We start from the raw sequence: 20893 nt of genomic DNA, 5'->3' as shown, positions 1-20893 counted from the left end.
TTGACCTTTTTACTATTGGTGCATCCTTTTTATCACATATCACTTAGTATCTCTCCGACACACTTACCGCTCACTTTATTAATAATTTTCTTTATAAATAGAACGCAAAGCCAATGTTCCGCTAGATACTACCAGTGCAAGTCGTTATAATGCGCGGCTCATTAATCAGAGGTCAAAATATGCACAGCAACGTCACTCCTATTCATCAATATAAAAAATACTGGGCAGAGTGCTTTGGAACCGCACCTTTCCTGCCAACCAGTAAAAAGGAGATGGATGCCCTAGGATGGGACAGCTGTGACATCGTGATTGTCACGGGTGACGCTTATGTGGATCACCCCAGTTTTGGTATGGCGATCATTGGCCGTTTACTTGAAGCGCAAGGCTTTCGCGTTGGGATCATTGCCCAGCCGCAATGGCAAAATAAAGATGCCTTCATGGCGCTGGGAAAACCTAATCTGTTTTTTGGCATCACGGCCGGCAACATGGATTCGATGATCAACCGCTACACCTCTGACAAAAAATTACGTCATGATGATGCGTACACACCCAATAATGAAGGTGGCAAACGTCCAGATCGCGCCACGCTTGTCTATTCGCAGCGTTGTCGTGAGGCCTATAAAGATGTGCCACTGGTGCTCGGTGGTATCGAAGCCAGTTTACGCCGCGTTGCCCATTATGATTATTGGTCAGACAAAGTGCGCCGTTCTGTGCTGTTTGATGCCAAAGCCGACATACTGCTGTTTGGTAACGCAGAGCGCGCATTGGTTGAAGTAGCGCACCGCTTAGCCAATGGCGATAATATCGCTGATATGACCAATATTCGCGGCACAGCCGTGAACCTGGCCGCTGAGCCTGAACATTACACCATCATTGACTCATCACGTATTGAGAAACCGGGTAAAGCGTTTGTTCCCGTGAACCCTTACGCGGTGGAAACGCAGTGTGAAACCAATCAAGAAAAAGAAGCCGAAGCAAAGCCAATCACCATTCGTCCTTCTCGCCATGATGCCGCCACAACAGCGGTTCGTTTGCCTGCTTTTGAAAAGCTCAATAATGACCGGATTTTATACGCGCATGCAAGCCGTGTACTGCATTTAGAAACCAACCCCTACTCTGGCCGGGCGCTGATTCAGCGCCATGGCGACCGTGAACTGTGGGTCAACCAAGCCCCGATCCCACTCACCACAGAAGAGATGGATTACGTGTTTGGCCTGAGCTACGCACGCGTGCCTCACCCTATGTATGGTAAAAGTAAAATTCCTGCTTATGACATGATCAAAACCTCGGTTAATATCATGCGCGGCTGCTTTGGTGGTTGTTCATTCTGCTCGATTACCGAACATGAAGGGCGCATTATCCAAAACCGTTCAAAAGAGTCGATTTTGAATGAGATGGAAGAGATCCGCGATAAAGTTCCCGGCTTTACTGGAACCATTTCGGATTTGGGTGGGCCAACGGCGAACATGTACCGTTTAGGTTGTAGTGATCCTAAAGCTGAGATGAACTGCCGCCGCCCATCGTGTGTTTTCCCCGGAATTTGCCATAAGCTCAATACCGACCACAAACATACGATTGATCTCTATCGTGAAGCGCGCAAAGTCAAAGGCATTAAAAAAGTGATGATCGCCTCTGGTGTGCGTTATGACTTGGCGATTGAATCTCCTGAATATGTACGTGAATTGGTCACGCATCACGTAGGAGGCTATCTCAAGATCGCCCCAGAACATACCGAGAAGAATCCGCTCGATCTGATGATGAAACCGGGTATGGGCACCTATAATCGCTTCAAAGAGATGTTTGAGAAGTACAGCGCTGAAGCAGGTAAGAAACAGTACCTCATCCCGTACTTTATTTCCGCGCATCCCGGTACAGAAGATGAAGATATGCTCAATTTGGCACTGTGGCTAAAATCAAACAATTTTGAGTGTGATCAGGTGCAGAACTTCTATCCATCGCCAATGTGTAATGCAACCGCGATGTATTACTCAGAGACTAACCCGCTCAAACGTGTGAAATACAAAAAACGTGAAGAAGTGACTGTCGCAAAGGGAGAGCGTCAACGCAGGCTGCACAAAGCGCTGTTACGCTACCATGACCCATTAAACTGGCCGATTATCCGTGAAGCCTTGATCAACATGGGTAAAAAGCATTTGATTGGTGATAAACCTAACTGCTTAGTGCCTGCGAATGATGTCGATGCACTCACGCCTGCGCAGCGTCGTAAATCTGGCCGCCACGGAGCGAACCGTTTTGCGACCAAACACACCAAAACTCAGCCGGGTTTTGATGCTCTTAACCCGCGTAAAGAGAACGCTACTTCACCAAGCAAATCGCCAAACAAACCACGCGCTAGCAGCGCGACAGACAACGGTAAGAAAAACCAAGGCGGCCCATCTAAACCTGCACACTCTCGCCCGACAAGTAAAGGCAAACCGTTTGCTCAAACCTCTAAACCAAGAGCGCCACGCGTAGAACAGAGATAATTCCAAAGCCATATGATCAGCACAATAAGGCTCCGAAAGGAGCCTTATTGTTTTTCAAAGAACAGCGTTAGTTTACCGACCTCGATACCAAATTTTTTAATTTTGGTCAGGTTAAACACCCGCTTTTCATCTTGCCGGTAAAGCCAGTCGTCAAAGGTAACGGTTAACGTAGAATCACCATAAGGTAAGGAAAAGTCATATTGCCAACGCAAAGCGTTACCCACTTCTTCCCCTTGGGCTTGGCCTAATACATCATCCGCTTGACCGATATATTTTCCATCAGCAAAACGTTCAATCACCCATACTCTTTGGCTTTTTTCACCATCATCAAAATTGAAGTCTTCAACCAAAGTAAGTTTATTCCCCTCAACTGTTCCGTCGATGGCAACCTCGAAACGACGCGTTTGCATCCCCGTATAATCTTGCACCATCCCCCATGCGAACGTTCGACCAGAGAAGTATTCAAATAGATCAAACTTAGGTTGCGTGGATTGGTATTGAGTGAGATCAGCGCTGCACCCCACTAACCAAAGTAGAAGTAACAGATAACTGCGTCTGGCTATCGCTTTCATGGTTGCATTCCTATCAATTGTTTGCGTAAGTGTGGGTATTGCGTCTGTGGCGACAGCCATATCGCGAGAAAGGCGTCATTTAACGCTTCGTCGACTACTGTACCAACCTGAGCTTGAACACCATTCTTAGGATGAAAAATAAAAGCGCCCTGCTGCCCATCGGAGGTGTAAATCAAGCGGTCGCCCTCAGTAACGCAGGGAAAAATGGACGATAGGTGCACCAGCCACGGTGCAATTTGTTGCTCGGTTAATTTGAGTTTTTGCCACTGCTCTGCGGTCGATTCCACCAGCTGTTTACTACTGATGTCGCGCTGATATTCAATTTCAAGCGCCAAGGGATGAGGTGATAAATCGCTTCCTTGCTCGTACTGCCCTGATGGGGTACGCAGCTGCGAGAAATAAATATCTAGCCATAACCAGCTTAAATTCGCTTGGCCAATCACTGGCCAAGTTTGCCACTCGGTCAGTTTATCGTCTGCCACCGCCGCAAAAGCATTATTCACCAAGCTGTGAAAGGCAATCACTATCAGTAACAGGTTGAATTTTCTTAGCCTATTTCTCTTTGCTAACATCATCGCTAAATACCCTAAGTATCAATGCACCGATCATCATCCACTGCAGCCACAAGATGGCCATAGTCAAACCCAATGGCCAATCAAAATGTACAGCGCCTAAACGTTCTGCCGCCCAATAACTTAAACTGCCTAACACGCCGACCATCAAACAAATGAGTTTGGATGAATAACGTTTCATCAGCACCACTAAATGGGAGGCATACCAAGAAAAAGCACCCCACAACACCATTAACCAAATGGGAAAGTCATTGGTAGCAAAGCGTAATAATCCGAAATACTGATTAAGGGCATCGATAACAATACCCACAATGGTTAAGGCAATTACCCTTTCCAAAGAGTAAGAGAAGTGCCGCAAGGAAAACATCAATGCGGCTAACATCATGGTCAATGCCAACCACTGCAAACGTTCTGTCCCCAACACAGCAACAAACCAGATCGCTTGAAACCAAAGAGAGACAGCAAACAGCGTTTTCATTACATCGGTCTTTGCAAAGTCATATGTACGGTGCTGATGGATTTTGCTAAAAATCCCCCCTCGCAGTAGCAGAAATAGTAACGCCACATACGCGTGAATCGCTCATCATACCCAAGTTGTGAAACCTGATGTTTTGCAAGCTCAAAACGGTGACGCCAATGAGCAAGCGTATGCGCATAGTCAGGACCAAGATCAAACAGGTTGCGAACCACTAAATCACTGTGCTGTGTCGCCGCCGTTGTCAATGCAGTAATTGAGGGTAAAAAACCGCCGGGGAAAATGTATTTCTGAATGAAATCGACATTATTGCTGTAATAATCATAACGTTGATCAGCAATGGTAATGGCTTGAATCGCCATCAAACCATTGGGTTTTAGTAGTGACTGGCACTTTTCAATATAAGAGGCGAGGTACTCTTTACCGACTGCTTCGATCATCTCTATCGAGACTAATTTATCGTACTGACCTTGTAGCAGGCGGTAATCTTGCTTGAGCAAGGTGATTTGACTCTCCAGCCCCTGCCGCTCTATCTGTTGCGCGGTGTAGTAATGCTGCTCTTCAGAAATGGTCGTCGTCGTGACCTGACAGCCGTAAGTTTTGGCCATGTAAATCGCCATCGCACCCCAACCGGTGCCAATCTCAATCACGTGGTCGCTTGCTTTGAGTTGCAACTGCTGGCACAAACGTTCCATTTTATTGATTTGCGCCTGCTCTAACGTTTCATCCAGATGCAGAAACAACGCGCTGGAATAGAGCATATTACTGTCTAAAAAGGTGTGGTAGAGATCATTGCCTAGATCGTAGTGGGCATGAATATTCTCTTTGGCTTTATCGATTGAATTTCGGTTGAGCCAATGGCTGACTTTATAAAAAAGTTTGGTCAACACACTACTGCGAGCTTCAATGCCATCTAATGCACTGACATTACGAGCCATCAGTTCCATTAGGCTGGTCAAATTCGGGCTATCCCACCAACCATCCATGTAAGCTTCACCCGCTGCAATACTACCCCCTTTTAATAAACGAGCATAAAAATGAGGGTGATGTATTTCAATAGTTGCATGGGGTTGATGCTCTTTAAGTACGCCAAAAGTCTCCTGACTGGACGCGCCTTCATTGGAAAAGGTTTCAATGATGGTTAAAGTGCCGACGTCTAAACGCTGTAGACAGCGAAAAATGAAGCTTCTTGCACTCTTTTGCAACCCTGTCAGTTGCTTGGGCAACGCGAGAGTTTGTGAATTAAGCATTGAGCGTTCTCCTTGTTATTGTTATTTAGACACTGTCTCTGTGTAGATCTTGCGTATTTATGAATGTGGATTGGAGTAGAAAGGTGCTCCTTTAAGCCACAGCTTTAAAGCATGCCAGTAAATACCTATTGTCACTTTTACGGCCATCACGGGTGTTTTGATCAATAACTTGAGTAAATTTTTTGAATTAAATGGTTGTGCCTTCATCGATAAAGTAGCATCGAAAACTTTACCTTCTTTGTGACATTCCAAATGCACACTCAATGACGAACCAAGCGGCTTCAACTTCCAATGATATTGCTGATCAATAGGATTGAAGGGAGAAACATGAAACGCCTTTTGATGACGCCACTGTTGCTGCTCTTCTCCCGCTTGTGCTTTCACCGCGTAGTAGTGCCGTTGATTCCAAGGTGTATTACTCACTTCGGCCAACAAGTATTGCCATTCACCTTGTTGATCATAAAGATAGTAGAAATTAACCGGGCTGAAATAGATTCCTAAATAACGAAGGTGACATACTGCTATCACCTTTCCAGAGCAGCGGTCGCCCGTCAGCTCATGAACTTTATCTTGTATGCACTGTTTTAAATCCCCTTCACCAAGATAATCGGCGCGCTGAAAACGCGCCCAGTGCCACCATTTTTCGCCAAACCCCCAAACTGAATCACTCAGTTGCTCCAGTTCATCGAGATCAATACACGGCATAAACAATGGATAATTGAGCGCATGTTCAATCGGTGTAAAGCGTCGGTGACGTACCATGCCAACCATCAAACAACTGTTGGGCTCCGTCTCCATCACGCCGCGCCTTTTAACTGCTGCGCTTGCGCTTCAAGTTGTGTCACCACATCCAGCGCACTGGTCACGCCATCTTCATGAAAACCATTGCGCCAATAAGCGCCACAGTACCAAGTGTTATTCACACCGTTGACTTCAGGCTTGCGTTGCTGAGCCGCGATAGATTGCGTGGTGAATACCGGGTGGTGATAAGTAAACTGTCGTAAAACTTTCTCACCAGCAATGCGGTCACCGCTGTTGAGCGATACACAAAAAGTATGAGCGCCTTTAATATGCTGCAAGATATTCATATTGTAGGTCAGCGCTGGTAAACGCGATTCTTGATCTGAACTGCCATCAAGCCAATAATTCCAAGCTGCCCAAGCGGCTTTTCGCTTAGGCAGCAATGATGTGTCGGTATGTAAAGTGACTTCATTGGCTTGATAGTGCATTACGCCGAGCACCTCTTGTTCAGCCTCTGTCGGTTGCTCTAACATACCTAATGCCTGATCGCTGTGACATGCAAAAATTACATGATCAAAGTGGTGTGATTGCCCATTAACAATGAGCTCGACACCTGCCGAGCCGCGTTTGACTTGTGTAACTGGGCTATCAAGATGAATCTTATCTTTAAAACCTTGCGTCAAGGGTTCGATGTACGCGCGCGATCCGCCTTCAACCACATACCATTGTGGTCGGTTAGTGATCTCTAGCAGGCCATGGTTGAGGAAGAAACGCAAAAAGAAACTTAACGGAAAAACCCGCATATCAGCCAAGGAAGATGACCAAATTGCCGCTCCCATCGGTAAAATATAATTTTCACAAAAATAGTCAGAAAATTGGTGCTCAAATAAGAAATCACCTAAGGTTTGCATTGATTGATGCGCTTGTTCTGCTTGTTGTTTCGCTAACCGATTGAAGCGAATGATTTCAAAAATAAAGCGATAAAAGACAGGGTTTAACCAGTTCCGCTTTTGTGCAAACAACGTAGTTGCGGTATGACCGTTATATTCCAGCCCATTCGCATCATTGCGCACACTGAAGCTCATTTGAGTCGGAATGCCTTTTACGCCAATTTCATTCATCATTGCGATGAAATTTGGGTAGGTCCGGTCGTTGTACACGATAAAACCAGTATCAACTGCATGATTTTGACCATCGAGCTCAATATCGACGGTGGCGGTATGCCCCCCAATGTAATGATTGGCTTCAAACACGGTAACATCATGATGTTTATGCAAATAATAACCGCATGTCAAACCGGAAATACCGCTACCAATAATGGCGATTTTCATACTCAATTCCTTTAATTACAAAACAGCTCGTTATTTAAGTAATGCCGCAACTAATTTGCCTTGCCATGCGTAAGGTAAGCTGCCAATCAAACGTAATAGGCTCGTAAAACGGGCCGGAAAATAGAGGGTGGTTTTGCCTTTTTCCAACCCACGGCGAATCGCCTGCGATGCATACTCGGCACTGACCATCATTGGCATCGAAAAACTATTTTTATCAGTCAAAGGCGTGGCAACAAACCCAGGATAGATCATCGTCACAGCAACACCTTGCGCTCGCCAATCTTGCATGAGCGAGCGTGCTAAGTAGCTAACCGCCGCTTTAGAAGCGCCATAGGCTTCTGCTCTTGGCAGCGCGATTTCACTGGCGATGGAACCAACGATCGCCACACGGTGGTTAGCAACAAAGTGATGCTGTATCGCCTCAATGCAATGAGCTAAACCCAAAACGTTTACGTCAAACACACGCTTAAACCGAAGTGAATCCATTTGACCATGATCGATGTATTCGCAATCGCCAGCGTTGAGGATCCACAGTGAAGGAGTAAAAGGCAGTTGCGATAAAGCCGATTTCGTTTGCTCAAAATCGGTAATATCAAACGCAATGCCTTGGATCTGCGGATACTCTTGATGCATTTGATTAAGCTTGGCTTGGTTACGCCCACAAGCAATAACTTGCCAACCCGTTTTTGCATAATCAACAGCTAGCTGATAACCAATACCAGAAGTGGCTCCCGTGATAAGTACACTCTTCATTGCCCTAACCTCTGTTTGATCGAACGAATAACACTTCCCAGCAGCGGAATGTGCTCATAGAGCATTTCTCCCAAGTCGAAGTAATCACGGTGATAAATAACTTGGTTGTCTTGAAACTTGAGATGGCTCATCCCTTGCACTTGTATAAGTTTTCCACGAGCTAGCCGAGGATGCTGCAAAGACATAGTCCATGTGAGAAAGCCGCAGTCACCGACTTGCTGGTGATCATGGATGGTAAAATCACAACGCTCTACGTTCTGATACAAACGAGCAAAATAATCCGATAGCGCACACCAACCTTCTATTCGATGAGCGGCATCCTCAAAAAGGACATTGTCGTGATAAACCTGACGTAATAAAGGCAAGTTCTCTTTGTTGAGTTGACGATAAACTTGAGCAACCGATTCGACATCCATTGTACGTTTCCATAAGTTATACAAAAACTTCACATGTACAAAATAGTACAAGTCGCTTAGTTATACAAAATATTTCTTGTATAACTTTGTATCTTTTCAATGCATACGTGGTTGCAAGGAATTAAGATCAAAAAAGAAAATAAAGACCAAAATTCCAATAGTTACGACGATCAAAAAGGCCAGCGTAATTCGCTGGCCTTCTCTTTTTAGTTAGCTTAGATTAACTATTGCGCAAAGCGGCGATGCGTTTATCAAGCGGCGGGTGACTCATCAATAATTCCGTCATTGAACGTTTACCGTTGATACCAAAAGCCATCATGGAACCTTCTAATTGAGATTCTTGCCCCATTTTTAAACGCTCTAACGCCGCAATCATCTTGTGTTTACCCACAAGCTTTGCTGCACCTGCGTCGGCGTGGAATTCGCGATGACGGCTATACCACATCGTAATAAAGCTCGCGAGGAAGCCAAATACCAATTCCAGCACCATAGAGATGCCAAAATAAACCATCATATTGCTACCGCCACCCTCTTCTGAATCACGAGACGACACGATGTTTGCGATAAAGCGCGATAAGAAAATAACGAAGGTGTTAACCACTCCTTGCATTAAAGTCATCGTAACCATATCGCCATTGGCAATGTGGCTCACTTCATGCGCCAATACCGCTTCGGCCTCGTCACGCGTCATGCTGTGCAATAGCCCCGTTGAAACAGCGACGAGAGAATCATCACGTTTAGCGCCGGTTGCAAAAGCGTTGATGTCCGGTGAATCATAAATTGCTACCGTTGGCATACCAATACCCGCTTGCTGAGCTTGACGACGCACCGTTTGCACTAGCCAATGCTCAGTTTCGTTACGTGGACTTTCAATCACCATTCCACCTACTGAGCGCAGAGCCATGCTCTTTGACATCAATAATGAAATAAATGAGCCGCCAAAACCAAACAACGCGGCCATGACGAGCAAGCCAGATAAACTGCCCGGCTGCATCCCCGTCACAGCATAAACAATATTTAATACAAGGCTAAGAACCAGAACCACCGCAAGGTTGGTTGCTAGAAATAACATGACTCGCTTCATTACTTATCTCCGAATGAAAAGCTTATTATGAGTGTAGGCTGCAAGCGACGCTAGCATGAACCTACACAATTTTTCATATACATATAGTCTAAGATTTGAAAAACAAGGTTAAGCGATAAATTGAAACATTTAATGTCTGACACCGAGTTTTCTAAAATCTGTTATTGAACAGCAAGATGGTTAACCTACCCTTACAGCACGTAATGGGCAATTGAACGCATAAGACTTTGGTCGTATTGAGAGTGCCAGCTAAAGTGACTACATTACATGGGGAAACAGACATTTTCGACGGACAAAGGACAGCATCATGGCTGAAACGAGCAACTATCAAATGGCGATTGATTTACTGTGTTGCCACTTAGGTCTCTCTGAAGATGAAGCTAAACAACAATTGGGAATTGGCAGTACACCATCCGCGCAGCAGCAAATATCTGACACGCAACAAGCACTGATGGGGCTGATGCAAGAAAAATAGCCGTTAGGCTGGCGAGAGTTTATGCTAGCTAAATTGAAACAGCGCCGCTCATGGCATCATGGGTGGCGCTGTTTTGTTTGTGTTGCCTACAATGACCGTGATTAATCTCGCGGCGGCGCTGGCGATAGAACTTCGCGATTACCATTATGGCCGGGAGCGCTCACAATACCTTGTGCTTCCAGCTGCTCTACAATTCTTGCAGCGCGGTTGTAACCGATTTTAAATCGGCGTTGTACACCTGAAACTGAACCTCGACGCGTTTCCACTACATGTTCAACCACTTGATCAAATAGCGGATCCACTTCTTCATCACTTTCCATCTTCTCACCGGGTAGCAAGGCTTCTGGTCCTTGGTCACCATAAGTGATCTCTTCTATGTAGTTCGGCTTACCGCGTGCTTTCCAGTTGTTTACCACCGCATGCACATCTTCATCCGAGGCAAACGCACCGTGAACCCGGATCGTGTGGCTAGAACCCGGTGGTAGATAGAGCATATCGCCCATACCGAGCAGTGATTCTGCACCACTTTGGTCCAAAATAGTTCTTGAGTCAGTTTTAGTCGAAACGGTAAACGCAACGCGGGTCGGAATATTCGCTTTGATTAAACCGGTGATCACATCAACCGATGGGCGCTGAGTGGCCAAAATAAGGTGAATACCCGCAGCACGAGCCTTTTGTGCCAAACGTGCGATCAACTCTTCTACTTTTTTACCCACCACCATCATCAGATCAGCAAATTCATCAACAACCACGACAATGTAAGGCAGTTTTTCCAGCAGTGGCGGTTCACTCTCCATACTGTCCCCTTCTCTCCACAAAGGATCGTGGATGGGGTGGCCAGCAGCAGCAGCCATTTTTAGCTTATCATTGAAGCCTTTAATGTTACGCACACCAAGCACAGACATTAATTTATAACGACGTTCCATTTCACCCACACACCAACGTAAAGCATTTGATGCGTCTTTCATGTCAGTCACGACTTCAGCCAACAGGTGAGGAATACCCTCGTAGATCGATAGCTCTAACATTTTCGGGTCAATCATAATAAAGCGAACGTCTTCTGGGCTCGCTTTATAAAGCATGCTGAGGATCATCACGTTGACCCCAACCGACTTACCTGAGCCTGTAGTACCAGCCACCAACACGTGCGGCATTTTGGCTAAATCCGCGACCAATGCTTCGCCTGCAATGTCTTGCCCTAAAACGATGGTCGTGGGTGATTTCGCTTCTTGGAATTGACGGCTTTTTATAACATCTGACAAATAGACGGTTTGACGACTCATGTTTGGCAGTTCAAGACCAACATAAGGTTTACCAGGGATCACTTCAACCACCCTCACCGCCATTGCCGATAAAGAACGCGCCAAATCCATCGATAGGCTAGAAATACGGCTCACTTTTACGCCTGGAGCTAAATCTAATTCAAAACGAGTGATAACCGGCCCCGGAAAGATATCAACCACTTGCGCTTGGATTTTGTAATCCGCGAGTTTAGATTCAACCAAACGAGCAACCTCCTCTAATGCCTCTCGGTCAATAAAGTGTTCACGCTTTTCTGGGTGATACAGAAGCTCTAACGTCGGTAGTGGCTCCGTCGGTTTAGGCAGGTTAGTTTCTTTTTGCATTAAAAATGGGTTTTGCTTGGCCGCCATATTGGCCTGAGCCGAAGACACCATGTTCTGAAAAGCCGTCACATCACTGTCTTGCGGGCCTAACGGTGGCTCGTCATCTTCTGACATCACATCAAGATCAGCAGCCAACGCTTGATCTGATTCATCTTCATCCAGCACATCCAAATTAGAAATAACCGGTTCAACACGCGACACATCAAGATCAACTTCTGTCATCGTAAGCGACGGATCGCTCACCTCTTCGTCCTCTGCCCATGCATATTGCTGAGCTTCTTGACTGGCATCGAGGTCGGCACTGGCTAATGCTTGATGCTCATTAGCTCTTTCATCTACCCAGTCTGCCGATGAAAGAGCAAGGTCATCCTCTTCCAAAGCAACAGATTCTAACTCTTCAATCGTTGCACTAAGTTGCTTGCTGCGATCAAATGGCACTTCATCTGAGTGAGTTTCACTGAATTCAGGAGAAGTGTTAGCCTGAGTTTTGGCCGCTGGCATGTGAATATTAAAACGTCTTGGCGAGTGAGTCTGTTCCAGCTCTTCTTCAACCGCTACCGCAGGCGTGTATTGCTCGGCCCCAAACGCATCGAGGGCTGATTTGACATATTCTTCATTTGGCGAACTAGACTCAACAACGGCTAAGTCTGCGGATGATGATTCAAGCGGCGACAATTCCATTGGCGACAAAACGGGCGCAATATCTTCATCTTTCTCACCACGTAATCGATTGATCAACGCAACGCCAAGAGAAATACTCATCGTGCCTAACCATTCCACAATGCTTAGCCAGGAGATACCCGTTAGCAGCGTAAAACCAGCGCCCCATAAAAAGAGCAATACTAGGGTTGAGCCTAGTAAATTAAGCGTTGGCAGCGCCAAACTGGTTAAGACATCCCCAATCACACCACCAGATGAAAAATACCAAATATCGTCAAAGTTGATATCCGCAAGGCCACAACTGGTCAAAATCAAGATGGTTAAGCCGAGTAAACGCGTTCCCCACAGCACAAAATCAAGGGGTTCATTCTCTTCTCTTTTACGCAGAAAAACCCATGCTAGCACAGTAATCATGAGCGGTATTGGGTAGGCCAGCGATCCAAAAATAAAGAACAAGGTATCGGCAATCCATGCGCCAATAATACCGCCTGCATTTTTAATATCGCCTCCCCACGCGGTTTGCGACCATGAAGGATCGGCGGGACTAAATGTTAATAAAGCGATGGAAAGAAGCACAGAGGCAAGCACAGCGACAATAAGCCCGCACTCTTTCAGACGTTGCGATCCATTGAGGCGTGAAGACTGAGGCTCTTCGCTGGTCTTAATAATGGTCTCAACTTTATTTTGGTTCTCTTTGAACATAAACCTAGATTCTGATTAACGCCAACACTCAAGGTTTATTGCGGCTTGATGCGTTGGTTTGGGTGAAAACAGTCCGAGCGGCAAAAGCCGCTCGGTTTGTTGTGTGATTTAACCACATCAAGGTTAAAAACCCAATTGGCGAACGTCAGAATGTGGAAAGAAGTACCACTATTCAGACAATCTGGCGTTATCGAGTTTTGATAACCAACTGGTTACTTTGCTTCACTTCTTCCATCACAACATAAGTGCGAGTGTCATTGACTCCGGGCAAACGCAATAGCGTATCACCCAACAATTTACGATACGCCCCCATGTCAGAGACTCGAGTTTTGAGAAGATAGTCAAAATCACCCGAAACAAGATGGCATTCTTGAATGTCATCCAGTTTTTGAACCGCAGTATTAAACTGTTCAAACACATCAGGTGCACCGCGATTCAATGTAATTTCCACAAATACCAACAGCGAAGCATCAAGATATTGTGGATTCAACAACGCGGTATAACCGGTAATGAAACCTTGACGCTCTAAACGACGTACACGCTCTAAACAGGGGGTTGGAGATAAACCCACTCGTTTTGATAATTCTACATTCGAAATACGACCATCTTTCTGCAATTCATTCAAAATATTGCGATCGATACGGTCTAAATCCTTGGACGGCCTTTTATAGTTGTCTGCCATTTTTTATTCCACCTTATTACTTCCTTGCAAAAATATATACTACAACTTTTTAATATTCAGTATCAAATTTTACACATTCACATCTATACTAGTCACAAATTCGAAACAACAACCCTACATATAGTTATAACAACCAAAAAAACCTAAGGAGTCAGGATGATCATTGGAGTTCCTAAAGAAATCAAAAACCACGAATATCGTGTGGGCATGATTCCCGCAAGCGTGCGCGAACTTGTCTCACACGGTCACCAAGTTTATGTTGAAACAAATGCCGGTTCCGGCATCGGCTTTTCAGACGATGATTACATCGCTGTAGGCGCATCCATTCTTCCTACTGCTTCTAACATTTTTGCGAAAGCAGAAATGATTGTTAAGGTCAAAGAACCTCAGGCTGCTGAACGAGCAATGCTCCGCGAAGGCCAAATTTTATTTACCTATTTACATCTAGCTCCAGATTTTCCACAAACTGAGGAGCTAATCAAGAGCAAAGCTGTCTGTATAGCCTACGAGACTGTAACAGATAATATGGGTCGCTTGCCACTATTAGCACCAATGTCTGAAGTCGCTGGTCGAATGTCTATTCAATCAGGTGCGCAGTGTTTAGAAAAATCACACGCGGGCTGTGGTTTGTTACTGGGTGGTGTACCCGGAGTCGCACCAGCAAAAGTGGTGGTGATTGGTGGTGGTGTAGTCGGTGCTAACGCAGCCAGAATTGCTGTCGGAATGCGTGCTGATGTGACGATTCTCGACCGAAGTGTTGATATGCTGCGTAAACTCGATGAAGAATTCCAAGGTCACGCTAAAGTCGTGTATTCAACAAAGGATGCGATTGAAAAATACGTCCTCGAAGCCGATTTAGTAATAGGCGCAGTACTGATCCCCGGAGCAGCAGCTCCTAAACTCGTAACTAAAGATCTGATTTCTAGAATGAAACCTGGCTCTGCGGTCGTTGATGTGGCAATTGACCAAGGCGGCTGCTTTGAAACCTCACATGCTACCACTCATGATGACCCGACCTATATCGTTGATGACGTCGTTCATTACTGCGTCGCAAACATGCCAGGCGCTGTGGCTCGCACATCAACTTTCGCCTTGAATAACGCTACGTTGCCTTACATTGTTAAACTGGCCAATAAAGGTTATCAACGTGCATTATTAGAGGATAAAGGATTCCTAGAAGGTTTAAACGTGATACACGGTAAAGTCACCTGTAAAGAGGTCGCCGAGAGTTTCAACCTTGAATATCTTGACCCATCTGAAGCTATCGCTCTGTTTAACTAACGATAACAATTTGCGGTAAAGCTCTCAATTCTTAGTCAAGTGCGTCATGCGCTTGGCTTTTATTTTTTATAAGCGTGAACCAATATATTGCGTGGCGTTACTTTCCTAGCGCAAAACTGCTCAATCTGCACCTCATAGCCTTGCTCTTGAAGATAAAGTGCCTTATCCAATACCAACCAAAGCTCAATCATGCGGCGAAATGCCTGTTGTACTAAGCCTATCCTTTCCATCTGCCAAAAACGCTGCTTGCCTTTACGTTCATAAGCAGGCCAATCCACTTCTGGTAATACGATGCCTTTTTGTGCCGCCGCCCAATAACAAAAAGCTAAAAATCCTTCGGCTAGTTGTGATTTTTTGAGGCTCGGAATTGGGCAATATTGATGATGCCCAAGCTCAGATCTTAGCAACAAATCAAAACCCAAACGAAACGTCATTTCTTGCAAACGATGACGGCGAACCCGCTCTCCCCCCGTAACGGTTTCTTGTAGCGGAATACGCAGCTCTTCTTTGGACAAGGCAAGAGAAGAAGTACGACCGTAGCTGGACATGGGTTGGTAGCTATCGGCTTTGATTAAATGGTAGCAACATGGTGAAAACGTAATCGCAGGCAAGCGATGAGCAACAGAATATTCGAGTAGGCGAACATGGAGATCACCACAGGCATGTAAAGCGACGGCATGCTGATTGGTATTGAAAACGCCAAACGCTTGCGGCTCAAAAGCGTCCCCTTGAATAAATTGCATCGGAAGATCATGTTCATCGGCGCAAGCTTGTCCTGCATGGCAGAGCTGCGACTGATATTCAAAACTAGTGACTTTTTGTTTTGACTGCGCTGCGATAATTCGACCTAAAAAGCCTTTACCCGCGCACCACTCTAGCCATTCCGTTCCTGAATGCCTAGAGAGGAGTGATTCGCTCATTAAACGAATTTGTTCTAGCTTTCTGCCAGGGATCCCCTGCTCTAAGTAAGGGCTGAGTGCTTGCTGAGTATTACGAGGGGCATCTTGAAGCCTAATCATGATATCCGCTTCTTTTAACCCCTCGATATACGGATGAAGTTGCTCAATGAGCGCTTGCGGCGATGACTTTAAGCTATCGATACTGTCCAAAGATAGCGTTTGCAACCACTGATCCAGCCTATGATCTGAATGTTTCCAAGGTGAACTGTCTAAGCCACTATGATGAAAGGGCTCAAATCGCCAAAAACGTTGGTTTTCAATTAAAAAAGCATCGATATGTTTGAAAAGCGCGCGCATATATCCCCCTAGAAAGGCCAATTCTAGGAGGTGATGGTTTAATTAGAAAGTGTTTCGTTTTAAATGATCGAAATTTGCTTAACGAACTGGCAATTCAATGTCTTTAAACATCTCTTCTATTTCGATATTCGATTTTAACGAGGTAGCCCGTTCGACGACAGGGCGAGTAAGATGAGGCGCGAAACGTTCCATAAAGTCAAACATATAAGAGCGCAGGAATGTGCCTCGGCGAAACCCAATGCTAGTCGTGCTCGCACCAAAAAGATGGCTGGCATCAATCGCGATAAGATCGGTGTCGCGTGATTTATCTATCGCCATACTTGCGATAACACCCACCCCAATTCCCATTCGGACATAAGTTTTTATCACATCCGCATCGGTGGCGGTGAAGACAACTCGCGGCGTTAACCCTACGCGATTAAATGCAGTGTCTAACTCTGAACGACCAGTAAAACCAAACACGTAAGTGACCAATGGATACGCGGCTAAATCCTCAATCGTTACCCGTTCTTTTTTTGCAAGAGCATGATCTTTAGGCACAACAATAGAACGATTCCAATGATAACAAGGTAGCATGATGGCATCTTGGTACAGATGAAGCGCTTCTGTTGCTATCGCAAAATTAGCGGTGCCTTTTGCAACAGCTTCCGACATCTGACTTGGAGTACCTTGGTGCATGTGTAACGACACTTTCGGATAACGCGCAGTGAATCCTTTGATTACATCAGGTAACGCGTAGCGAGCTTGTGTATGAGTCGTTGAAATATTCAGCGTACCCATCTCAGGGTGCGTATGCTCCCCTGCCACGGCCTTAATGCTTTCCACACGTGAAAGGATCTCTTGTGAGATACGAATAATATCTTCACCTGCACCCGTGACTTGTGTCAGGTGCTTACCGCTACGCTCAAAAATTTGAATACCCAATTCATCTTCGAGTAAACGAACCTGTTTACTAATGCCTGGCTGAGAGGTATAAAGGCTTTCCGCAGTTGCTGAGACATTCAGGTTGTGATTAACCACTTCAACAATATATTTTAACTGCTGTAACTTCATTATTGGCCCCGTAATCCATTATCAAAGATCCAGATCTTTCAATCATAGTTTATAATTATTAGTTATAACGCTTAACACTCTCAATTCAAAGCTTGATGATTCAAGAGCGAAGAAAAAAGTAAGTATTTTGCGTAGCTGACTAAATTTTTGCCAACTATCGCCCAATCTAAGCAATAAAAGGCAGTTTTTAGGGGTTAAAACAGGAATAATAAAAATAGTCAATTTGAAGGTGTAGTGATAACTAAGGATCGTGTATTCTTAATTGCTAGCCACTGAATTCTAATAAAGATACGGATTATATGAATATAGGTTTAATCATTGCTCTTGTAGCAGTTTTGCTGGTGTTAGTCCTTGGCTATAACATCATGCTTCAATACAAAGTAAAGGTCGAGTCAGCTAAAAAGCAGGAGTCGACTCGATATATCGCAATTATTGATGCGACAGAAGACCTTATCGGCAACGCACACCACATGCCGTTTAGTAAAGAACTCTTAGTGTGTTTAAATACCCGTATCCTTGATGCCCTACTTAGTATGTATGAGCTTGACCCGAAAAATAAGCAGTTAGCACAACGCATTGAGCATATGAAAGGGCAAATTAAGCATTTACAAGAAAACCACCCAGGTGGTGACAGTACAACGTTTAAAGTACCCACCAGCGATAAACAAGCTTTGATTATGCTTAAACTAGTGAAACGTTTAAGAGACACGATTCGTAGTGAGCACAATAAAGGACGTTTTGAAACACAATCTTACGTCGCTGAAAATGCGCGTCTAGAAACAATACAAATTCGAATCAACATTGAAAATGTTGTTAAGCGGGCAAATGATTCGATCGTTCGTGGGCAACCCGGAACTGCGATTCAGCTATTGCGTAAAGGGATCGATGTTCTGAGCTCAAAAAATGATGCTTATTCCAATCAAGCTCGTGAAAAACTTCAGTCAATGTATGATGACTTAGAAAAACGACGCCAAACAAAAAGTGCAACGGATCTTCAACAAATTGAAGATAACGAGAGAAATAGTGATATGGAAGCACTGTTTGGTGAAAAGAAAAAATGGTAGCCCATTATTTTTGATTAGGAAGTATTTTTAAGGTCGCATAAGCGACCTTTTTCATACAACAACGTAAAGAAAACATTAATTTAAATTAACGTATCATTTATCGCTTTTAGGACTTCATCCGGTCTTGTTGCCTGAGTAATTGGGCGACCGATGACTAGATAATCTGAACCAGCTTTTATGGCCTCACTCGGAGTCATAATACGTCTTTGGTCTCCTGTTGCAGAACCAACAGGACGAATCCCTGGCGTAACTAATTTAAACTCTTGACCAAGATGGCTCTTAAGCATGTGCGCTTCTTGAGCTGAGCATACCACTCCATCTAACCCTGCATTTTGAGTTAGGCTAGCCAGACGCATTACATGCTCTTTAGGCGCAACATCGATGCCAATACCACGAAGATCAGGTTGTTCCATACTGGTTAGTACTGTGACAGCAATAAGTAGTGGTCTATCGTTGCCATAAGGTTCAAGAATCTGGCGAGACGCCGACATCATTCTCTCCCCACCACTGGCATGAACATTCACCATCCATACGCCAAGCTCAGCCGCCGCACGCACGGCTTTAGAGCACGTGTTGGGAATATCATGAAACTTTAGGTCTAAGAATACCGAAAAACCTCTTTTGTGTAGCTCACGCACAAAATCGGGACCAAACAGGGTAAACATCTCCTTACCCACTTTTAATCGACAGCTGCTGGGGTCAATTTTATCAACAAAAGCTAACGCTTCCGCTTGTTGCTCATAATCCAACGCGACAATTACTCTCTGGTCTTTCATTTTCACTCCTAAAATAATTAAGCTAAAAAAATGCAGCTTTCATAAGCTGCAGTTTTCGAGTCGATCAGTAACTCCAGTACATGAACTCTATTCACCATCCAAACCACGGATAGGTTTAATTGAACCCCAATTCTTACATGATGGGCAGTGCCAGTAGAGAGAATGAGTTGAGAAACCACACTTTCTGCATCGGTAGTGAGGTTTTACTTTTAGTTGCTCACCTACCAATTTTTGCAAGGTCGACAAGCTCTCTTTCGCTCGACCTTCCTCCGCTTCGATGAGATGGTAGTCAATTAAACGGTAGAAGCCCTTCATGGTCGGATTTTTAACCAATTGCCGTGTCAAAAGTTCCTGTGCTGCTCCAGCACCATCATGTTGTGCCACCAACTGTGCGAGCATCAGTTCAGCTGACACTCCAGCTTCATTGATAATGCACTCGCGTAAAAACTCAACAAGTTCACCCTCTTTCCCAATATGGTGATAGCACTCAGCAAGCGTAGGCAATACCTCGCCGATAAAATCAATGTCCTGCTCCAAGACCATTTGCATATACTGGATTGTATGACGGTAGTCATCATTTTCAAGATACAGCTTACCTAAAGAGATCGTTGCGCGTACACATTTCGGATCTTCAGACAGCGCTTTTTTAAGATATTGAATCGCTTTGCTATCGCGTCCTTCAGCCTTCTCTTGCATTGCAAGTTCACACCAAAAATGGGCTATAACACTGTGCATCCTTTTTCTGCCTAATTTTACCAACGCATAAGCGTAATCGATAGCTTTATGCCACTCTCGAGTCTGTTGGTAAATAGAAACCAATTGTTGCAACGCCGCTTCTTTGTGTTCGGGCTCTTCAATCAGTTGTTCAAATATTTTTTCAGCGCGGTCGAGAAAACCTGCCACCATATAATCTTTTGCCAATTGTTGTAAGGCGAGATTTTTTTGGTCAATAGTAAGACTTGAACGAGATATGAGATTTTGATGGATGCGGATAGCACGATCAACCTCTCCTCTTGAACGGAATAAGTTGCCCAGCGCTAAGTGGGTGTCAATCGTTTCATTGTCTACTTGGAGTAGCTCGATAAAATGGTCAACGGCCTTATCTGATTGATCAGAAAGCAGTAAGTTAAGACCCGTCACATACTGACGAGAAATTTGGTGAGAGTGTTTCTGCTTGTCTTGCTGAGCACTACGATTTCCCATATACCAGCCGTAGGCGGCGGCAATCGGTAATAGCAAGAAGAGAATTTCTAACATCAAGTCAGCCTTTATTTCACTACGCTTTACTTGTTACAGAGCTGTTCTCTGCTGTTTGCTTTTTCAGTTGCTTATTCAACTTTCTAACTTGCAACTGAGACTTGAAGTAGAAGCTACTGCCAAGCAAACAAGCAAGTAAAAAACCAGAGACAAAGACAGTGCCAAGTAAAGTAGACAGGTGAAATTCGCCTTGAGCGATCAAATAGTTAAACGTCACAACTGCTTGATTTTGAGCCCCTAATGCTAAAGCAATCAAAAAAAGTGCAAGAATTAGAACGATTTTTATAATTTTCATATGCCACTACCTATCCAGTATTGATCTGGTCTGATTATGCAGGAAAATGGCCTTACAAACCATGTCTATTATGGATTCCTTTCTTAA

The 20893-nt window shown here is 44.7% G+C and carries 20 protein-coding genes; 4 read left to right on the top strand and 16 right to left on the bottom strand.

What is annotated here, in order from left to right; all coding sequences use genetic code 11:
• Positions 1 to 179 precede the first annotated feature (179 nt).
• Positions 180 to 2486 (top strand): YgiQ family radical SAM protein, encoded by a 2307-nt coding sequence (locus NB504_RS01440; RefSeq protein ID WP_258428115.1) that lies wholly within the window; start codon positions 180 to 182, stop codon positions 2484 to 2486.
• Positions 2487 to 2530: 44 nt separating this feature from the next.
• On the opposite strand, the gene NB504_RS01435 is transcribed toward NB504_RS01440, so the two are convergent.
• From NB504_RS01435 to htpX, 9 genes are all read right to left on the bottom strand, one after another.
• Positions 2531 to 3058, bottom strand: coding sequence for a DUF3833 domain-containing protein (locus tag NB504_RS01435; protein ID WP_017049908.1), 528 nt, complete (start codon positions 3056 to 3058; stop codon positions 2531 to 2533).
• Entirely contained in the window at positions 3055 to 3633 is a 579-nt protein-coding gene (locus tag NB504_RS01430; protein ID WP_258428114.1) for a chalcone isomerase family protein, read from the bottom strand. Before NB504_RS01430 ends, NB504_RS01435 begins: the two co-directional genes overlap by 4 nt.
• Positions 3611 to 4108, bottom strand: a complete 498-nt coding sequence (locus tag NB504_RS01425; protein WP_258428113.1) for a DUF2878 domain-containing protein — start codon at positions 4106 to 4108, stop codon at positions 3611 to 3613. The genes NB504_RS01430 and NB504_RS01425 overlap by 23 nt, the downstream gene beginning before the upstream one ends.
• On the bottom strand, positions 4108 to 5355 hold the full coding sequence (locus NB504_RS01420; RefSeq protein ID WP_258428112.1) for a cyclopropane-fatty-acyl-phospholipid synthase family protein: 1248 nt from the start codon (positions 5353 to 5355) through the stop codon (positions 4108 to 4110). Before NB504_RS01420 ends, NB504_RS01425 begins: the two co-directional genes overlap by 1 nt.
• Before the next feature lie 57 nt (positions 5356 to 5412).
• Positions 5413 to 6153: a DUF1365 domain-containing protein gene (locus tag NB504_RS01415; protein WP_208871761.1), complete on the bottom strand. Its 741-nt coding sequence runs from the start codon at positions 6151 to 6153 to the stop codon at positions 5413 to 5415.
• On the bottom strand, positions 6153 to 7427 hold the full coding sequence (locus tag NB504_RS01410; RefSeq protein ID WP_258428111.1) for an NAD(P)/FAD-dependent oxidoreductase: 1275 nt from the start codon (positions 7425 to 7427) through the stop codon (positions 6153 to 6155). The genes NB504_RS01415 and NB504_RS01410 overlap by 1 nt, the downstream gene beginning before the upstream one ends.
• Before the next feature lie 30 nt (positions 7428 to 7457).
• Positions 7458 to 8180 (bottom strand): SDR family NAD(P)-dependent oxidoreductase, encoded by a 723-nt coding sequence (locus NB504_RS01405; protein WP_013857166.1) that lies wholly within the window; start codon positions 8178 to 8180, stop codon positions 7458 to 7460.
• Entirely contained in the window at positions 8177 to 8596 is a 420-nt protein-coding gene (locus NB504_RS01400) for a nuclear transport factor 2 family protein (protein WP_170899133.1), read from the bottom strand. Before NB504_RS01400 ends, NB504_RS01405 begins: the two co-directional genes overlap by 4 nt.
• Positions 8597 to 8816: 220 nt before the next feature.
• Positions 8817 to 9680, bottom strand: a complete 864-nt coding sequence (htpX, locus tag NB504_RS01395) for a protease HtpX (RefSeq protein ID WP_013857168.1) — start codon at positions 9678 to 9680, stop codon at positions 8817 to 8819.
• 307 nt (positions 9681 to 9987) lie between these two features.
• Here htpX and NB504_RS01390 point away from each other — a divergent pair, with 307 nt between their 5' ends.
• Positions 9988 to 10155 carry a hypothetical protein gene (locus NB504_RS01390; RefSeq protein WP_017041998.1) on the top strand — a complete coding sequence of 56 codons (168 nt, stop codon included), beginning with the start codon at positions 9988 to 9990 and terminating at the stop codon, positions 10153 to 10155.
• 101 nt (positions 10156 to 10256) lie between these two features.
• Here NB504_RS01390 and NB504_RS01385 read toward each other — a convergent pair whose 3' ends face one another.
• Both NB504_RS01385 and lrp read right to left on the bottom strand, forming a co-directional pair.
• Positions 10257 to 13142 (bottom strand): DNA translocase FtsK, encoded by a 2886-nt coding sequence (locus tag NB504_RS01385; protein ID WP_258428110.1) that lies wholly within the window; start codon positions 13140 to 13142, stop codon positions 10257 to 10259.
• 187 nt (positions 13143 to 13329) lie between these two features.
• Positions 13330 to 13824, bottom strand: coding sequence for a leucine-responsive transcriptional regulator Lrp (gene lrp / locus NB504_RS01380; RefSeq protein WP_010317439.1), 495 nt, complete (start codon positions 13822 to 13824; stop codon positions 13330 to 13332).
• 156 nt (positions 13825 to 13980) lie between these two features.
• On the opposite strand from lrp, the gene ald reads away from it, so the two are divergent.
• Positions 13981 to 15105: an alanine dehydrogenase gene (gene ald / locus NB504_RS01375; RefSeq protein ID WP_017041996.1), complete on the top strand. Its 1125-nt coding sequence runs from the start codon at positions 13981 to 13983 to the stop codon at positions 15103 to 15105.
• 59 nt (positions 15106 to 15164) lie between these two features.
• Here the strand turns inward: ald and NB504_RS01370 are convergent, their stop codons facing one another.
• Together NB504_RS01370 and cysB are read right to left on the bottom strand one after the other, a co-directional pair.
• Positions 15165 to 16361 (bottom strand): methyltransferase, encoded by a 1197-nt coding sequence (locus NB504_RS01370; RefSeq protein WP_017044600.1) that lies wholly within the window; start codon positions 16359 to 16361, stop codon positions 15165 to 15167.
• A 78-nt stretch (positions 16362 to 16439) separates the two neighbouring features.
• Positions 16440 to 17414: an HTH-type transcriptional regulator CysB gene (gene cysB, locus NB504_RS01365; protein ID WP_010317444.1), complete on the bottom strand. Its 975-nt coding sequence runs from the start codon at positions 17412 to 17414 to the stop codon at positions 16440 to 16442.
• Between the two features lie 299 nt (positions 17415 to 17713).
• Here cysB and NB504_RS01360 point away from each other — a divergent pair, with 299 nt between their 5' ends.
• Positions 17714 to 18478: a hypothetical protein gene (locus NB504_RS01360; protein ID WP_013857174.1), complete on the top strand. Its 765-nt coding sequence runs from the start codon at positions 17714 to 17716 to the stop codon at positions 18476 to 18478.
• A gap of 80 nt (positions 18479 to 18558) precedes the next feature.
• On the opposite strand, the gene pyrF is transcribed toward NB504_RS01360, so the two are convergent.
• The 3 genes from pyrF to NB504_RS01345 all read right to left on the bottom strand — a co-directional run bounded on the left by pyrF (position 18559) and on the right by NB504_RS01345 (position 20806).
• Positions 18559 to 19254 carry an orotidine-5'-phosphate decarboxylase gene (gene pyrF / locus NB504_RS01355; protein ID WP_043004292.1) on the bottom strand — a complete coding sequence of 232 codons (696 nt, stop codon included), beginning with the start codon at positions 19252 to 19254 and terminating at the stop codon, positions 18559 to 18561.
• Positions 19255 to 19341: 87 nt separating this feature from the next.
• Positions 19342 to 20511 (bottom strand): lipopolysaccharide assembly protein LapB, encoded by a 1170-nt coding sequence (gene lapB, locus NB504_RS01350; protein ID WP_026028046.1) that lies wholly within the window; start codon positions 20509 to 20511, stop codon positions 19342 to 19344.
• A 19-nt stretch (positions 20512 to 20530) separates the two neighbouring features.
• Positions 20531 to 20806: a LapA family protein gene (locus tag NB504_RS01345; protein ID WP_017044598.1), complete on the bottom strand. Its 276-nt coding sequence runs from the start codon at positions 20804 to 20806 to the stop codon at positions 20531 to 20533.
• Positions 20807 to 20893 lie beyond the last annotated feature (87 nt).

It is taken from the genome of Vibrio sp. RM-69-4 (genome assembly GCF_024743775.1).
GTDB classification, from domain to species: domain Bacteria; phylum Pseudomonadota; class Gammaproteobacteria; order Enterobacterales; family Vibrionaceae; genus Vibrio; species Vibrio anguillarum.
Note: the sequence above shows the minus strand (reverse complement) of the source record. Positions and strands in the feature narration are given on the sequence as shown.

Excerpts from the sequence above, each read along its gene's own strand:
- cysB (WP_010317444.1), bottom strand. The coding sequence starts at position 17,414 with ATGAAGTTACAGCAGTTAAAATATATTGTTGAAGTGGTTAATCACAAC.
- NB504_RS01435 (WP_017049908.1), bottom strand. The coding sequence starts at position 3,058 with ATGAAAGCGATAGCCAGACGCAGTTATCTGTTACTTCTACTTTGGTTA.
- NB504_RS01370 (WP_017044600.1), bottom strand. The coding sequence starts at position 16,361 with ATGCGCGCGCTTTTCAAACATATCGATGCTTTTTTAATTGAAAACCAA.
- ald (WP_017041996.1), top strand. The coding sequence starts at position 13,981 with ATGATCATTGGAGTTCCTAAAGAAATCAAAAACCACGAATATCGTGTG.
- NB504_RS01405 (WP_013857166.1), bottom strand. The coding sequence starts at position 8,180 with ATGAAGAGTGTACTTATCACGGGAGCCACTTCTGGTATTGGTTATCAG.
- NB504_RS01360 (WP_013857174.1), top strand. The coding sequence starts at position 17,714 with ATGAATATAGGTTTAATCATTGCTCTTGTAGCAGTTTTGCTGGTGTTA.
- lapB (WP_026028046.1), bottom strand. The coding sequence starts at position 20,511 with ATGTTAGAAATTCTCTTCTTGCTATTACCGATTGCCGCCGCCTACGGC.
- htpX (WP_013857168.1), bottom strand. The coding sequence starts at position 9,680 with ATGAAGCGAGTCATGTTATTTCTAGCAACCAACCTTGCGGTGGTTCTG.
- NB504_RS01410 (WP_258428111.1), bottom strand. The coding sequence starts at position 7,427 with ATGAAAATCGCCATTATTGGTAGCGGTATTTCCGGTTTGACATGCGGT.
- NB504_RS01390 (WP_017041998.1), top strand. The coding sequence starts at position 9,988 with ATGGCTGAAACGAGCAACTATCAAATGGCGATTGATTTACTGTGTTGC.
- NB504_RS01415 (WP_208871761.1), bottom strand. The coding sequence starts at position 6,153 with ATGGAGACGGAGCCCAACAGTTGTTTGATGGTTGGCATGGTACGTCAC.
- pyrF (WP_043004292.1), bottom strand. The coding sequence starts at position 19,254 with ATGAAAGACCAGAGAGTAATTGTCGCGTTGGATTATGAGCAACAAGCG.
- NB504_RS01430 (WP_258428114.1), bottom strand. The coding sequence starts at position 3,633 with ATGATGTTAGCAAAGAGAAATAGGCTAAGAAAATTCAACCTGTTACTG.
- NB504_RS01425 (WP_258428113.1), bottom strand. The coding sequence starts at position 4,108 with ATGAAAACGCTGTTTGCTGTCTCTCTTTGGTTTCAAGCGATCTGGTTT.
- NB504_RS01385 (WP_258428110.1), bottom strand. The coding sequence starts at position 13,142 with ATGTTCAAAGAGAACCAAAATAAAGTTGAGACCATTATTAAGACCAGC.
- NB504_RS01400 (WP_170899133.1), bottom strand. The coding sequence starts at position 8,596 with ATGGATGTCGAATCGGTTGCTCAAGTTTATCGTCAACTCAACAAAGAG.
- NB504_RS01420 (WP_258428112.1), bottom strand. The coding sequence starts at position 5,355 with ATGCTTAATTCACAAACTCTCGCGTTGCCCAAGCAACTGACAGGGTTG.
- NB504_RS01440 (WP_258428115.1), top strand. The coding sequence starts at position 180 with ATGCACAGCAACGTCACTCCTATTCATCAATATAAAAAATACTGGGCA.
- NB504_RS01345 (WP_017044598.1), bottom strand. The coding sequence starts at position 20,806 with ATGAAAATTATAAAAATCGTTCTAATTCTTGCACTTTTTTTGATTGCT.
- lrp (WP_010317439.1), bottom strand. The coding sequence starts at position 13,824 with ATGGCAGACAACTATAAAAGGCCGTCCAAGGATTTAGACCGTATCGAT.